This is a genomic window from Loktanella sp. PT4BL (assembly GCF_003201935.1).
Lineage (GTDB): Bacteria > Pseudomonadota > Alphaproteobacteria > Rhodobacterales > Rhodobacteraceae > Yoonia.
Window position 1 is genome coordinate 622101 of sequence record NZ_QJJL01000003.1, and the last position, 14503, is coordinate 636603.

General features: G+C 59.9%; 12 protein-coding genes. 10 read left to right on the forward strand and 2 right to left on the reverse strand.

What is annotated here, in order from left to right:
* The first annotated feature begins 11 nt into the window (after positions 1 to 11).
* The 6 genes from C7964_RS12950 (at position 12) to C7964_RS12975 (ending at position 8267) form a co-directional block, all read left to right on the forward strand.
* Positions 12 to 275, forward strand: coding sequence for a sarcosine oxidase subunit delta (locus tag C7964_RS12950; protein ID WP_110280054.1), 264 nt, complete (start codon positions 12 to 14; stop codon positions 273 to 275).
* Complete coding sequence (locus C7964_RS12955) at positions 272 to 3208, forward strand: sarcosine oxidase subunit alpha family protein (protein WP_110280055.1); 2937 nt, start codon at positions 272 to 274, stop codon at positions 3206 to 3208. The genes C7964_RS12950 and C7964_RS12955 overlap by 4 nt, the downstream gene beginning before the upstream one ends.
* Positions 3201 to 3719, forward strand: a complete 519-nt coding sequence (locus tag C7964_RS12960) for a sarcosine oxidase subunit gamma (protein ID WP_286163935.1) — start codon at positions 3201 to 3203, stop codon at positions 3717 to 3719. The genes C7964_RS12955 and C7964_RS12960 overlap by 8 nt, the downstream gene beginning before the upstream one ends.
* A 76-nt stretch (positions 3720 to 3795) precedes the next feature.
* Positions 3796 to 5763: a DNA primase gene (gene dnaG / locus C7964_RS12965; RefSeq protein ID WP_110280269.1), complete on the forward strand. Its 1968-nt coding sequence runs from the start codon at positions 3796 to 3798 to the stop codon at positions 5761 to 5763.
* A 129-nt stretch (positions 5764 to 5892) separates the two neighbouring features.
* The gene (rpoD, locus tag C7964_RS12970) at positions 5893 to 7872 is read left to right on the forward strand and encodes an RNA polymerase sigma factor RpoD (RefSeq protein WP_110280056.1); all 1980 of its coding nucleotides are present in this window, start codon (positions 5893 to 5895) and stop codon (positions 7870 to 7872) included.
* Positions 7873 to 8006: 134 nt separating this feature from the next.
* Positions 8007 to 8267: an HlyU family transcriptional regulator gene (locus C7964_RS12975; RefSeq protein WP_110280057.1), complete on the forward strand. Its 261-nt coding sequence runs from the start codon at positions 8007 to 8009 to the stop codon at positions 8265 to 8267.
* Between the two features lie 20 nt (positions 8268 to 8287).
* Here the strand turns inward: C7964_RS12975 and C7964_RS12980 are convergent, their stop codons facing one another.
* A complete protein-coding gene (locus tag C7964_RS12980) occupies positions 8288 to 9865 on the reverse strand; it encodes a sulfotransferase family protein (RefSeq protein ID WP_181417172.1) in 1578 nt (525 codons plus the stop codon).
* 194 nt (positions 9866 to 10059) lie between these two features.
* On the opposite strand from C7964_RS12980, the gene C7964_RS12985 reads away from it, so the two are divergent.
* From C7964_RS12985 to ribD, 4 genes are all read left to right on the forward strand, one after another.
* Positions 10060 to 10326, forward strand: a complete 267-nt coding sequence (locus C7964_RS12985) for a hypothetical protein (protein WP_110280059.1) — start codon at positions 10060 to 10062, stop codon at positions 10324 to 10326.
* A 45-nt stretch (positions 10327 to 10371) separates the two neighbouring features.
* Entirely contained in the window at positions 10372 to 10776 is a 405-nt protein-coding gene (locus tag C7964_RS12990) for a secondary thiamine-phosphate synthase enzyme YjbQ (RefSeq protein WP_110280270.1), read from the forward strand.
* 159 nt (positions 10777 to 10935) lie between these two features.
* Complete coding sequence (nrdR, locus tag C7964_RS12995) at positions 10936 to 11409, forward strand: transcriptional regulator NrdR (RefSeq protein ID WP_110280060.1); 474 nt, start codon at positions 10936 to 10938, stop codon at positions 11407 to 11409.
* Positions 11406 to 12503 (forward strand): bifunctional diaminohydroxyphosphoribosylaminopyrimidine deaminase/5-amino-6-(5-phosphoribosylamino)uracil reductase RibD, encoded by a 1098-nt coding sequence (ribD, locus tag C7964_RS13000; RefSeq protein ID WP_286163936.1) that lies wholly within the window; start codon positions 11406 to 11408, stop codon positions 12501 to 12503. The genes nrdR and ribD overlap by 4 nt, the downstream gene beginning before the upstream one ends.
* Here the strand turns inward: ribD and C7964_RS13005 are convergent.
* The gene (locus C7964_RS13005) at positions 12500 to 14494 is read right to left on the reverse strand and encodes a capsule polysaccharide biogenesis protein (protein ID WP_110280272.1); all 1995 of its coding nucleotides are present in this window, start codon (positions 14492 to 14494) and stop codon (positions 12500 to 12502) included. The two genes, ribD and C7964_RS13005, sit on opposite strands and share 4 nt — an antisense overlap.
* Positions 14495 to 14503 lie beyond the last annotated feature (9 nt).

Genomic DNA, 14503 nt, shown 5'->3' on the forward strand with positions numbered 1-14503 from the left:
ATGCGCATAGCATGAGGATCACATGTCCCAATTGCGGCGAACGCGACCGCAGGGAATTCTACTATCAGGGTGATGCTGTGGCGTTGTCGCGTCCTGCACCTGATGCGGGGTTGGAGGCCTGGGATGACTATTTGCACAACCGCGAAAATCCCGCGGGCGATACGCGCGATCTGTGGTTTCATGAGGCGGGGTGCGGGGCTTGGGTGGTGGTCACCCGGAACACGGCGACCCATGCCGTGCTTGACACCGCTTTGGCCGAACGGTCGCCCAGATGAGATTGCAAGCCCCTGAGCACACCGTCGATTTCACCTTCGACGGGCGGCGGATCAAAGGCGTGCTGGGTGAGCCTGTTGCGGCGGCGCTTTTGGCCAACGGGATCAAGCTGGTGGCGCGGTCGTTCAAGTATCACCGCCCGCGCGGGGTGATGTCGGCGGGATCAGAGGAGCAAAACGCCCTGGTCACCTTAGGGCGCGGCGCGCAGGCCGAACCGAACGTGCGGGCGACCACGCTGGAGGTGGCCGCGGGGTTGGAGGTCTGGTCCCAGAACGCCTGGCCGTCGCTGCGCTATGATGTGATGGCGGTGAACGACTTTGTCGCGCCGTTCCTCGCTGCGGGCTTTTATTACAAGACTTTCATGTGGCCGCGCAGTTTCTGGGAAAAGCTTTACGAGCCCGTGATCCGGCGTGCCGCCGGACTGGGGGCGTTGAGTGGCGAGAATAATGCGGAGACTTACGAAAAGGCCTTCGCCTTTTGTGATGTGCTTGTCATTGGCGCGGGACCGGCGGGGCTGATGGCGGCTTTGACTGCCGCGCGCGCGGGCGCCGATGTGATCCTTGCGGATGAAGATACCGCAATGGGCGGTCGGTTGCTGCGCGAGCACGAGCAGATCGACAGCAGACCCGCCAGGGAGTGGGTGGCCGAGGTGCTGGCGGAACTTGATGCGATGCCGAATGTCCGTCTGATGACCCGCACAACGGTCACGGGGGCCTATGACCAGGGTACCTATGGCGCGCTTGAGCGTGTCGCGGGGCCGCGTATGCCGGATAAACCGGTGGCGTGTTTTTGGCGTATCGTGGCCAAACGGGCGATCCTGTGCGCTGGTGCTTTGGAGCGTCCGATTGCCTTTCCCAACAACGACCGGCCCGGGATCATGATTGCGAGCGCCGTGCGCTCCTATGTCAATCGCTGGGGCGTGGTTCCCGGCAAGGCCGTCGCGGTCTTTGGCAATAATGATGATGTCTACCGTACGGCCCGTGATCTGGTAGTGGCCGGTGTGAAGGTGGTTGCCGTGATTGATAGTCGTGACGGCGAGGCCGTCGTGACGGGTAATCGTGACGATGTGACACTTGGCGGTGACTATCCCGTTTATATGGGCGCGCAGGTAATCGGCACAAAAGGTCGTCATGCACTGCAAAGCATCACGATCCGCCACAAAGGTGGTACGCGGACGATCAAGGCGGACTGTCTGGCGGTCTCGGGGGGCTGGAACCCGACGGTGCATCTGACCTGTCATATGAACGGGCGGCCCACATGGAATGAAGAGATCGCGTCTTTTGTGCCGACACCTGACAGTGTTCCGGGGCTGGTGACAGCGGGGGCCTGCAACGGGACGTTCAGCACCGCAGGATGTTTGAGCGAAGCAGCAGAGGTGGCGGCGCAGGTTGCAGGGGGCCTTGGGTTGAAACCCAAGGTGACGGTCCCTGCTGCTGATGATGCCGCCTATTCTGTCACGCCGCTTTGGGCTGTGCCCGGCAAAGGTCGTAAATGGATTGATTTCCAGAACGATGTCCATGTGAAGGATATCAAGCTGGCCGCGCAGGAGAACTTCCGCTCGGTCGAGCATATGAAGCGCTATACGACGCAAGGGATGGCGCCGGATCAGGGCAAATCGTCGAATGTGGTCGCCCTTGCGGTGCTGGCGGATGCCACCGGCAGGGGGATCCCCGAGACAGGCACGACCACGTTCCGCCCGCCTTATGTGCCTGTGCCGATTGCCGCGATGGGGGCAGGCGGTCAGGGCAAGGGATTTGCGCCGCAGCGGTTCACGACGTCGCATCAGGCCAGTGTCGCGCGGGGTGCGCCGATGATCGAGGCAGGGCTCTGGTATCGCCCCAGTTATTTCCCCCAGAGAGGTGAAACCGACTGGCGGGCATCCTGTGACCGCGAAGTGGGCTATGTGCGCAATGCGGTCGGGGTTTGTGATGTGTCGACCCTTGGCAAGATCGACATTCAGGGGCCGGATGCCTCCGCACTGCTGGATTTTGTCTATACCAATAAGTTTTCGACCCTGAAGGTCGGGCGTGTGCGCTACGGCTTGATGCTGCGCGAGGACGGTCATGTCATGGATGACGGCACCACAGCGCGCCTCGGCGAGACGCATTTTGTGATGACGACAACGACGGCTGCTGCCAGTCAGATGATGCGGCATCTGGCGTTTGTCTTGCAGGTTCTGCGTCCTGATCTGGATGCCACGGTGATCTCTGCCACCGAGCAGTGGGCGCAATTTGCGGTGGCAGGGCCGCAGGCGCGCACACTTCTCAATACAGTTCTGGATCAAGAGATTGATGATAAGAGCTGGCCATTCATGGCCTGTGGCGCGGTCCGCGTCGGCGGTGTCGCGGGGCGTTTGTTCCGGATCTCGTTTTCGGGCGAACATGCCTATGAGATTGCCGTCCCGGCGCGTTATGGTGAGAGCCTCTTTCGCATCCTCGTGGCGCAGGCAGAAGTGCTGGGTGGCGGGCCCTACGGGATGGAAGCCCTCAATGTGCTGCGCATCGAGAAGGGGTTCATCACGCATGCCGAAATGCACGGGCGCACGACCGCATATGATCTCGGGATGGAACGGATGGTCAGCGCCCAAAAGGACTGTATCGGGAAGACCGCGGCGGCCCGTCCGGGCCTTCTTGGCGCCGAACGGCAGCAATTGGTGGGCTTGCGTGCCAAAGGCAGCGATCACGCGTTAACCACAGGAGCGCATCTTTTTGAACGCGCGGCGGCGGAAACGCGGGAGAACAGTCAGGGTTATGTGACCTCGGTGTGCTTTTCGCCGACGTTTGGCACCTATCTGGCGCTGGGATTTTTGGAGAATGGCCGTGCCCGCCACGGCGAGGTGATCAAATTGCGTGATCATTTGCGGGGGATCAGCGAAGAGGTGACGGTCTGCGATCCTGTTTTCTTCGATCCAACCGGAGGGCGTGCCCGTGGCTGATCTGATTGCATTGACGCCCTGTGCGGGGCTGTTGCCGCTGGCCCATGGCGGCGTTGAGATGGTGGAGGTTTTGCCCGCCCGGTTGATGTCTGTTGCGCCCTTTGCGGGACAGGAGGCGGCTGTCTCGGCACAATTGGAAGCGCAAATCGGGGCAGGGCTTGCTCCGCCCAACCGGCGTAGTGGGGCTGTGACGTGGTTCGGGCATGGCACTTGGATGATTGCGGGCGATGTGGCGCTCGCGGGGGCTGCCGTCACGGATCAGTCGGATGCATGGGCCGTCGTGCAGGTGTCAGGGGCGCGGGCCGAGGATGTCCTGGCGCGGCTGGTGCCGGTTGATTTTCGCGCGCAGGTCTTCAAGACACATCACGTGGCAAAGACGATGTTGGGGCACATGGCGGTGACGGTCATCCGCACAGGTCCTGACAGTGTCGAGATCATGGTGATGCGGTCGATGGCGCGGACACTGGTGCATGATCTTGGGGTGGCGATGCGGGCGGTGGCGTTGCGTTAGGCGCGCTGTCGGAATGCCTCCGGCGGAAGTTTGATTGGACATGGAAAGTCCCGAGGGGTTGGGTCATACTGCGCGCATGAGTCTGCCCCCTGGTTTCCTTGATGAATTGCGCAATCGGCTGTCGCTGGGGCAGGTCGTGGGCCGTAAGGTCATGTGGGACACGCGCAAGTCCAATCAGGGCAAGGGCGATCTTTGGGCGCCGTGTCCGTTCCACCAGGAAAAATCCGCCAGTTTCCACGTCGATGACCGCAAGGGGTTTTATTACTGCTTTGGCTGTCATGCCAAAGGCGATGCGATTTCCTTTGTGCGTGAAACCGAAAATGTTGATTTCATGGAGGCTGTGAAAATCCTTGCCGCTGAGGCGGGGATGACGATGCCGGAACGTGATCCGCGCGCGCAGGAGAAGGCGGATGCGCGCACGGTGCTGGTCGATGTGATGGAGCAGGCGGTGCAGTATCACCGGTTGCAGTTGCAGACAGGGGCTGCGGCGGATGCGCGGGATTATCTGGCGCGGCGCGGGCTAAGCCCCGAGGCGCAGGCGCGCTGGGAGATCGGCTTTGCACCTGCCAATGGAGGCGTGCTCGAGCAGCTTTCGGGCAAGGGGGTCGACCCGAAACTGATCGTTGATGCGGGGCTTGCGGCGCAGAGTGACCGAGGCAGCGGCCTTTATAACCGGTTCCGCGACCGGATCATGTTTCCGATCCGTGATGCGCGGGGGCGGGCCATTGGTTTTGGCGGTCGTGCGATGGACCCGAACCATCCGGCGAAATACTATAATTCCCCCGAAACCGCGCTTTTTGACAAGGGCCGCAGCCTCTACAACCATGGCCCTGCCCGCGAGGCGGCAGGCAAGGGCAAGCCTTTGGTCGTGGCCGAGGGTTATATGGATGTCATTGCCCTTTCGGAGGCGGGGTTTACAGCGACGGTCGCGCCGCTGGGCACCGCCATTACCGAAGACCAGTTGCGCCTTATGTGGCGTATGGCGCCCGAGCCGATTATCGCGCTGGATGGTGACACTGCTGGTCTACGTGCCGCGATGCGCGTGATTGATATCGCATTGCCGCTGCTCGAGGCGGGGCAATCGTTGCGTTTTGCGCTGATGCCGGAGGGACTGGACCCTGATGATCTGATCAAGGCGCAGGGTGCGGGTGCGATGCAAAAGCTGCTCGATCAGGCGATCCCGATGGTGCAGCTGTTGTGGCAGCGTGAAACCGAGGGCCGCAATTTTGACAGTCCCGAGCGCAAGGCCGCCCTTGATAAGGCGCTGCGTGAAAAGATCATGCTCATCAAGGACCCCTCGATCCGCAGCCATTACGGGCAGGCGATCAAGGACATGCGCTGGGCGCTGTTTTCCAACCGCAAGGCACCCGTCGCGCGCAAGAGCGGGGGCGGGAGATGGAACCCGCGTCTTGATCCATGGAAGCGCGATGTCAGCCCTGTGGCCACGTCACGCGCCTCGGCACTCGCGGCAGGGGCCACCGATCAGGACCATTTGCGTGAAGCTGTGATCCTAGCCACGCTGATTGTGGCCCCCGCTGTTGCACCCGAGTTCGAAACGGCACTGGAGCAGATGGACAGCCGTGATCCGATGCACCGTGATCTTCAGGGCTGCCTTCTGCGTCATCTTGGCGCAGAGGATTTGCGCCATTGCATCGTCCAGGAGATGGGCGAGATGCCCCTTGAAAAACTGTTCGCGCAGAACCACGTAGCGATTAGCCCCGCTGTGCGGCGGGGTGGTGATGCCGAGATCGCGCGTTTGTGCCTTGCCGAAGAGTTCGCCAAACTTGCGGCCCGCCGCGGACACGCCAGAGAAATCGAAGATGCCGTCGAAGACCTTGGTGGCGTGGCGGATGAGGGGCTGACGTGGCGGCTTGCACAGGCCACCAAAGCGGTGGATCAGGCAGGGCGCGGCGACAACGAGGACAAAGCCGAATACGCCATCGGCGCGAATGGCGCACGGATGAAGAAAGAAGAGAAAAGCGCATTTGCGCAACTGATTGAGCAAATCTCCTTTGCAAAGGGGCGGGATCGGCCTAAGTCGTAGTTTGCGCAACAGGTACAAAGAACAATAAGTCAACTGCTTGCGAATCACCTCGATGCGAGGTTGATTCGAAATTAACCGAATCAGCCGAATCACTTTGGCACAAATAACGCATCCGAAAGGGCATTCCGCATGGCCGCGAAAGACAACGATGATCGCAAGGACGCTGACCAGGACGGTGATATCAGCCTTGATATGAGCCAAGCCGCGGTCAAGAAAATGATCTCTGATGCGCGCGAGCGGGGCTATATCACCTACGACCAACTCAATGCTGTTCTGCCGCCCGAGCAGGTGTCGTCGGACCAGATCGAAGATGTGATGTCGATGCTGTCCGAAATGGGCATCCAGGTCACTGAAGAAGAAGAAAGCGAAGAGACCGAAGAGAATCAGGGCAACACGGCCCTGGCGACTGTCGCGGGTTCGCGTGAGGTCACGCTGGGCGGGGCCGAGGCCGAGAAGCTGGACCGCACGGATGATCCGGTGCGAATGTATTTGCGCGAAATGGGCTCGGTCGAGCTTTTGTCGCGCGAAGGTGAAATCGCGATTGCCAAGCGGATCGAGGCCGGTCGCAACACGATGATCCTCGGGTTGTGCGAAAGCCCGCTGACCTTTCAGGCGATCACGATCTGGCGCGACGAACTTTTGTCCGAAGACATCTTGCTGCGTGATGTGATTGATCTGGAAACCACCTTTGGCAACCAGTTGGGCGAAGAGGGTGAGGAACCCGTCGTGGCGGCCCCTGCTGGCCAATCCGAAGAGAAGAAAGAAGCGACCCAAGAGCTTGACGCCGATGGCAACCCGATTGCCAAAGATGACGAAGACGATGATGACGATCAGGCCAATATGTCGCTTGCGGCAATGGAGGCCGCACTCAAGCCCCGCGTGCTTGAAACGCTGGAACTGATCGCGCGCGATTTTGCGGCCTTGTCCGACATGCAGGACGCGCGGATGTCGGCCACGCTGAACGAGGATTCATCATTCTCGGACAAGCAGGAAAAGAAATACCAGAAACTGCGCTCGGAAATCGTTGAGCTGGTGAATTCGCTTCACCTGCACAACAACCGGATCGAGGCGCTGATCGACCAGCTTTACGGCATCAACCGCCGGATCATGTCGATCGACAGTTCGATGGTGAAGCTGGCCGATCAGGCCCGTATCAACCGCCGCGAATTTGTCGACGCCTATCGCGGACGCGAGCTTGATCCGAACTGGCTTGATGACATGGCGGAAAAATCCGGTCGTGGTTGGCAGATGCTGATCGAGAAATCGACCGGCAAGATCGAAGAGCTGCGCGGCGACATGGCGCAGGTCGGTCAGTATGTGGGCGTAGATATTACCGAATTCCGCCGCATTGTGCAGCAGGTCCAGAAGGGCGAGAAAGAGGCGCGTCAGGCCAAGAAAGAAATGGTCGAGGCGAACCTGCGTCTCGTTATTTCAATTGCCAAGAAATACACCAACCGTGGTCTACAGTTCCTTGATCTGATCCAGGAAGGTAACATCGGTCTGATGAAGGCGGTCGACAAGTTCGAATACCGTCGCGGTTACAAATTCTCGACCTATGCCACATGGTGGATCCGTCAGGCGATCACGCGGTCTATCGCGGATCAGGCCCGCACGATCCGTATTCCTGTCCATATGATCGAGACGATCAACAAGCTGGTCCGGACCGGTCGCCAGATGCTACACGAAATCGGCCGCGAACCGACACCAGAGGAATTGGCCGAAAAGCTGCAAATGCCTTTGGAAAAGGTCCGCAAGGTGATGAAGATCGCCAAGGAGCCGATTTCGCTCGAGACGCCGATTGGTGACGAGGAAGACAGCCAGCTTGGTGACTTTATCGAGGACAAGAATGCGATCCTGCCTTTGGATTCAGCGATCCAGGAGAACCTGAAGGAAACCACGACACGGGTTCTGGCGTCACTCACACCACGCGAAGAACGCGTGCTGCGGATGCGTTTCGGGATCGGCATGAACACCGACCATACGCTGGAAGAGGTGGGTCAGCAGTTCAGCGTGACACGCGAACGGATTCGTCAAATCGAGGCGAAAGCACTGCGCAAGCTCAAGCACCCAAGCCGGAGCCGGAAGCTGCGGTCGTTCCTCGACCAGTAGGCTTTTACAGCTTTGAAGAACAAGCCCCATCGTGCGCAACACGGTGGGGTTTTTCTTTGCCTGTCGCCGTGGCGGCCTGCGCTCTTTTCACCCCACGGACAGGTGTTTATGCTGCCCAAAACAGGTGAGGTTCTATGGCACTCTTTTCCAAGCTCTTTGGTGGCGGCAAGACAACGCAGGCGACTCCTGCGGAAACCTACAAGGACTGCACCATCACGCCGACCCCCGAAAAAGCGAGCAATGGCTGGCGGATCGGCGCGCGCATCGAGCAGGACGGGCAGGTGCATGACCTGATCCGCGCCGATGTGTTGCAGTCCAAAGAGCAGGCTGCGGATGCCTCTGTGGCCAAGGCCAAGCAGGTGATCGACGAACAGGGTGATCGGTTGTTTCGCTAAGCGCCGCCCCGTTCGGGCGGTCAGAACCCGTCAGGGTACAAATGCGCAAGCTCGGCCTTGAGCGGATCAAGAAATTCCTCATACCGCTGCCACCGTTTCACCGCCGTTTTGTAGATCGGCTGACGCACCTGCGAGACCGACAGGGTCCGCACATGTGATTTGTTTTCCTGAAAGGAAAGACAGGCGGGATCCCAGTCAACCCCGATAAAATCAATGATTTTGCGCGCCATGCCCTCGGTGTCGGCGACCATGTCTTCGTAGTGCACTTCCATCATCGGATTGGGGATAACTTTTTGCCAGTGCGCAACCAGCCTGCGGAACTCTGCATAGTACTGCCCCATGGATGTGAGGTCCTGGGTGTAGCTGTGGAACCCGCTGAGCGGCTGCAGATAGCATGACACGCAGTTATCCATCGGGTCACGCAGCGCAAGGATGATCCTGCCTTTGGGAAACAGTTTCGCATAAAGCCCCAATAGCTCGAAATTATGCAGGTTCTTGTCGACGACCCGCAGTTTGCCGGGGGCAATTGTGCTGGAATTCTTGAGGTAGATTTCAGCAAGCTCTTTGGCCTTTTGGGGTGACAGGTTCTGCACGAGCTTGGCCAGACCTGCGCCGTCACCGCTCTTGAACCCGATGGATGTCGCCAGATTGCGCAACTGTGCGCTTTCACCGATGCCCCCGATCTGCGGATGGCTGGACAGGATCTGTTCGAGCAGCGTGCTGCCTGTGCGTGGCATGCCCACAATCAAGACGGGGTTTTCGCTGTCATGTCCGGTGCCGCCAAAAAAGTCGGCCCGGGATGTTTTGGCGAGCAATGCACTCACAAATTGTTTGTTCTTGCCGCGCTCGTGGCGTTTGGGCTCAAGTGCCTTGGCTTGCGTATAGTATTTGAAAGACTGCGTATAATTGCCGATGTCGTTTTCGGCTTTGCCAAGTGTCCGCAACACCCACCGCAGGCTTTGCTCATCCGTTGCTGTGAACTCCGGCAACAGCTTGTTCTTGATGTACTGATAGATGGGATCATCCACGGACGCTTTTACCGCGCTGTTCCAAAGCATCAGATTGTGTTGGTTATTCGGCGTTTCGGCAAAGATGGCGCGGCAGATGGCCTCGGCCTCTTTTTGTTGGCCCGTTGCGTTGAGTGACGATGCCAGCAAAAGCTTTGACGGGCGGTGATCGGGGCGCAGCGCCAGGGCGCGCTTGATCAGTTTGATCGCCTCGTCGTGGCGTGCATTCTGCTGATAGACGGTTGCGGCCACATAGAGACAGTCGGGGGATTTCGGCGCAAGTGCCAGCGCCTTGTCCGCGTGCACCAGTGCAATCTCGTAGCTGCGCAATTTGCAGTATGTTTCGGCGGCAAGTTCGTGCGCGAGGCCAGAGGCCGGTGCGAGTTTCAGCAGGCGCGGCAGCAGCGGAAGCGCCAGTTTGGGTTGCTTGCCCTTGCGCGCCAGGAGCCGGACAAGGCGCAGCAGTGATTTTGGGTCTTTGGGATAGTCTGTGGTGGCTTTGCTCAGAATTGCCTGCGCCACCCCGAGTTTCCCCGCCTCTTCAGCGGCTTGTGCATCGGCAAGCATTTTTGGAAGGGCGATTTGGGCCATGAAGAGATCTTTCTGAGCGGCTGCGTTGCTGGATTTGCGTATAGCCGCAAGTCGCGGGCGCGAAAACCACCAGTTTTCCTCTGCAAGGTCATCACGATGATCTGATGTGCATTTATGATCACACACCATCGCATCTGTGCAGATTGATAGGCCCCGCAGGCAGGCCCACATGCCAGTCAAAGAAGGAAGACACTATGACCCGTTTGAAGATGACCTTGGCGACTGCCACGCTTTCGATCGCTTTTGTGCCTGCACTCCACGCCTATGAGTTTGAACCCGGCAACCTGGTGCCTGACAGGACAGCCGAATTGGTTGTACCGGCAAGCCAGAAAGCGACAACCGATGACGCCTGTAGCCTGCCGATTGCGTCGGTTCTGAAAACCATGCTGGCACTTCCGGACGATATCTACGCGGAAACCTACGCGCGATCCGAGACGTCGCTGGCCTGCGCGAAAGAGTAAGGGCACGGGCTTGCGCTTTGCGTGGCACCATCCGATGCTGGTGCCATGCAGACGCAACTGACAATCGCAACAAACGGCCCCGGCCTATATGAGTTTACCCGCCAAGTGGCCAGCTGGGCCAAGGGGACCGGCCTTTTGACACTGTTTGTCCAGCATACGTCGGCCAGTCTTGTTATTCAGGAAAACGCAGACCCTGAAGTGCAGGTGGATTTGCAGAACTTCTTTGCGCGCCTGGTGCCGCCCACGACCGACCCCGGCATGGACTATCTGACACATACCTATGAAGGCCCTGACGATATGCCTGCACATATCAAGGCAGCCTTGCTGCCGACCCATCTGAGCATTCCTGTGACCGATGGCAGGCTGGCCTTGGGCACGTGGCAGGGGATCTATCTTTTTGAGCACCGCGACAGGCCGCACCAGAGGCGTGTGATTGCGCATCTGGGCTGATCGCACTGGTCAACCGCGCCGCAAAAGCAACACCTCAGCCCAGCATCTTGCGCCTTCATTTCCCCCCTACCCAAAACCTGCCTGCGCTCATATAGTGCCTGTGGATAAGTGGGGCCGCGCTACCAGTCGTAGCCCCCCGCAAATGAATGAGGACTGAACATGCGTTGCCCGTTTTGTGGAAATGTTGACACACAGGTCAAAGACAGCCGCCCCGCCGAAGACCACGTGGCGATCCGCCGGCGGCGGTTTTGTCCGGCCTGTGGTGGACGGTTTACCACTTATGAACGTGTGCAATTGCGTGACCTTGTGGTGATCAAGACCAATGGCCGCCGCGAAGATTTCGACCGGCCCAAGCTGGAACGCTCGATCCGGATCGCGTTGCAAAAACGCCCTGTCGAGCCCGAGCGGATTGACCAGATGATCAGCGGCATCGTGCGCCGTCTCGAAAGCCTTGGCGAGACGGATATTCCGTCCGGCACAATCGGCGAGATCGTGATGGAAAGCCTCGCGCGGATCGACACCGTGGCCTATGTGCGCTTTGCGAGTGTTTACAAGAACTTCCAGGCGGCAGACGATTTCGACAAATTCGTCAGCGAATTGCGCCCTGATCACAAAGACGATCTGGATACGTGACCCAGCACCAGGATGACCGGTTTATGGCGCTCGCCCTGATGTTGGGGCGGCGCGGGATGGGGCGTGTCTGGCCCAATCCTGCTGTGGGCTGCGTGATTGTCAAAGAGGGCCAGATTGTCGGGCGCGGCTGGACGGCTGATGGTGGCAGGCCCCATGCTGAAACGCGCGCGCTGGCACAGGCCGGGGCTGCGGCGGCAGGTGCGACCGCCTATGTCACGCTGGAACCCTGCGCGCATCACGGACAGACGCCGCCTTGCTCTCAAGCTTTGATTGGAGCGGGTATGGCGCGTGTGGTTGTCGCGACGGGTGATCCTGACAGCCGCGTTGCAGGGCGTGGTATCCGGATGTTGCGCGATGCAGGGATTATCGTGGATTGTGGTGTGGGGGAAGCAGAGGCGCTGCGCGATCATGCGGGGTTCTTGCTGCGCACCACCCAAAACCGCCCCTTTGTGACGCTGAAAATGGCCGGCACGCTGGACGGGCGCATTGCAACCGCCACAGGGGAAAGCCAATGGATCACCGGACCTCAGGCGCGCCGCGATGTGCATATGCACCGCGCGCGCCATGATGCGGTCATGGTGGGCGCGGGAACGGTGCGTGCCGATAATCCGTCCTTAACAGTGCGGGGTCTGGGGATTTCGCGCCAGCCTGTGCGTGTGGTTGTGTCGCGTGCGATGAAAATTCCCGCCTCAGCACTGCTTGCGCAGACGGCACATGAGGTACCTGTCTGGCTTTGTCACGGGGCCGAAGCGGATGTCACCGAGTGGACGACAAAGGGCGCACAAAGCCTGCCTTGTGCCACGGCATCAGGCCAGGTGGACCCACGCTCTGCGCTGGAAGCACTGGCCGCAAAGGGTGTGACCCGCGTGTTCTGCGAAGGTGGCGGGATGCTGGCTGCGTCGCTGCTGAACGCGGGTCTGGTGGATCAGTTGATTGTCTATTCTGCGGGGGCCGCGATCGGGGCCGAAGGCACGCCGATGCTGGCCGCGATGGGGATTGACCGGCTGGCCTCTGCACCGCGTTTTGCCTTGGATAGCGTGACGCCTGTGGGACGGGATATCTGCCACATCTGGTCGCGTGAGCCCGCCGTCTAGCGCCACAGAAACGCGTAGCTTGCGAAAACCCCCTGAAGTTTTGCCAGGCTGCGATTGAAGACGCTGTGTTTTGGCAAGTCATTGTTTTCAATGCGATCTACGATCACTTCGACGGGGCAGGGCAAACCTGTGACCGGATCGCGGTAGCGCGGATAGCTTATCAGTGTGCCATGCACCAAAGCCGCGAGATCAAGCCTTGCCTGACGGCGCGGCTCGGGCATGGCGCGGTCATCGGTCAGGCCCCAGCCCGCATAGAACGGCGTGCCGAGACAGGTGACTTTCTTGCCGCGCAAAAGCGCCTCAAAACCCAAGAGAGAGGTCATGGTCCAAACCTCATCCACCGCGTCGATCGCGTCGATGGGATCGGTGCCCGCCAGCACGACATCGGCCAGTTCCGCCGCATTTGGCACCGCACCGGGCCGCAGACCCGCTTCGACATCGGGGTGCGGTTTATAGACGATCACAGCGGCGGGATTTGCTTTGCGTACGATCTCAAGCAGGGCCAGATTGGTGGTCACCTCACTGCTGCCATGGATGACTGACGCGTCGTCCTCGACCTGACCGGGCACTAGGATGCGGCGGCCTTGGGGCAGATCAGGCAACGGCTTGGCGGTGAGGTTGTATTTCGACAGCCGCGCCTCGGTGATCCGTTCGATCAATGCCGCCGCCCGTGCGCGTTCATGGTCGCTCAGATCGTCCGCGGCGTTGAGCAGTGTTTCCAATCGGCTGGGCCGCGTGGCGTCGTAATAGATGCCCTGATCATCCAGAACGAGGCTAAGTGGCGCGATCAAATCGGCACCCAGTCCGCGGGAGCGCAGAAAGCCGTCCTCGACCAGCACCGCATCCTTTGCGCCGGTGCTGGCCCAACGCATCAAGCGGTGGTTTTTGGCGCGGGCGCTATGGCTGGCCTTGGGGCCGCGCAGGAATTTCACAGGTTTGGGCCGCCCGAAGAAATCCTGCAGGGTCCTGCGTTTCCAAAGCCGCATATCGGCGGCGACCCACCCCTTATAATCATCGCGCCATGCCTGTGCCTCGGAAGCCAGTGTCGCGGCGGCCTCTTCAAAGCTGCACAAGCGGTCATGGAATGGATCGTACCATGTGGGATAGAGGATCATGGCGGCGGCAAAAAGCTGTGCGCGGGTCAGGTTGCGTTGGCGGCGCTGCAGCGGTTTGCGATCATCTGTCAGCCCCCAGCCCATGTAGAAAGGTTGGCCGAAGACGACAGGTTTGTGCCCTGCAAGGATGGCTTCAAAACCGAGCTGCGAACTGACCGTGTAGACGGCAATCGCGCCTTCCAAGAGCGCCCAAGGCGACAGGTTGTCGTCAGCGAGCGCAATGCGCGCGTTTGTATCTTTCTGAGTGAAATACCCTTTGCGGTGCCCTGCCGTGGTTTCAGGATGTGACTTGATCAGGATCTGCGCGTTGGGGAATTCGGTTTGCGCGTAGAACAGCATCTCGCGGAAGGTATTGCTGTCCGCACCCGAAGCCGTGACCGAGGCATCCTTGCGGCTTTGGTCGATCACCAGAACATAGCCCGGCTCAGGGACGGGCAGAGCCGGATCAAAGGCGTTGTACTTTGACAGATGTCCCGATTTGAGTATCTCGATCCCGGCGCGGGCGCGGTTCAGCAGGGCGGTGTCGTCCAAAGGCTCTTCGGCAAGGATGAGTTCCAGATCAGATTCAGTTGCAGGATCGAAGTGCACGCCATTGCGGTCAATATTCAGGCCAATGGGCGGCGCGCCGTCGCGCCCCAGCCCCACAGAGCGCAGAAAACTGTCTTCGACGCGCAGGATGGGTGCATTGCGCCTTGCGGCCACTGCCTCACCGCGCGGGGATGTAGGGCTGTGTCCCCAGACGCTAACAAGATCCCCGTCACCCGGTGCGCCGATCTTGATGTCATAGCCTGCCAGTTCCACAATCCGCCGGACCCGTCCTTTGGTCAGGAAGCCGCCATTGTAGACGTAGAGGTTCTGGCGTTTTTCCTGTGTCATCGGCGGCAA

Coding starts and splice junctions, on each gene's coding strand:
- C7964_RS12950 (WP_110280054.1), top strand. CDS start 12: ATGAGGATCACATGTCCCAATTGCGGCGAACGCGACCGCAGGGAATTC.
- C7964_RS12955 (WP_110280055.1), top strand. CDS start 272: ATGAGATTGCAAGCCCCTGAGCACACCGTCGATTTCACCTTCGACGGG.
- dnaG (WP_110280269.1), top strand. CDS start 3,796: ATGAGTCTGCCCCCTGGTTTCCTTGATGAATTGCGCAATCGGCTGTCG.
- rpoD (WP_110280056.1), top strand. CDS start 5,893: ATGGCCGCGAAAGACAACGATGATCGCAAGGACGCTGACCAGGACGGT.
- C7964_RS12975 (WP_110280057.1), top strand. CDS start 8,007: ATGGCACTCTTTTCCAAGCTCTTTGGTGGCGGCAAGACAACGCAGGCG.
- C7964_RS12980 (WP_181417172.1), bottom strand. CDS start 9,865: ATGGCCCAAATCGCCCTTCCAAAAATGCTTGCCGATGCACAAGCCGCT.
- C7964_RS12985 (WP_110280059.1), top strand. CDS start 10,060: ATGACCCGTTTGAAGATGACCTTGGCGACTGCCACGCTTTCGATCGCT.
- C7964_RS12990 (WP_110280270.1), top strand. CDS start 10,372: ATGCAGACGCAACTGACAATCGCAACAAACGGCCCCGGCCTATATGAG.
- nrdR (WP_110280060.1), top strand. CDS start 10,936: ATGCGTTGCCCGTTTTGTGGAAATGTTGACACACAGGTCAAAGACAGC.
- C7964_RS13005 (WP_110280272.1), bottom strand. CDS start 14,494: ATGACACAGGAAAAACGCCAGAACCTCTACGTCTACAATGGCGGCTTC.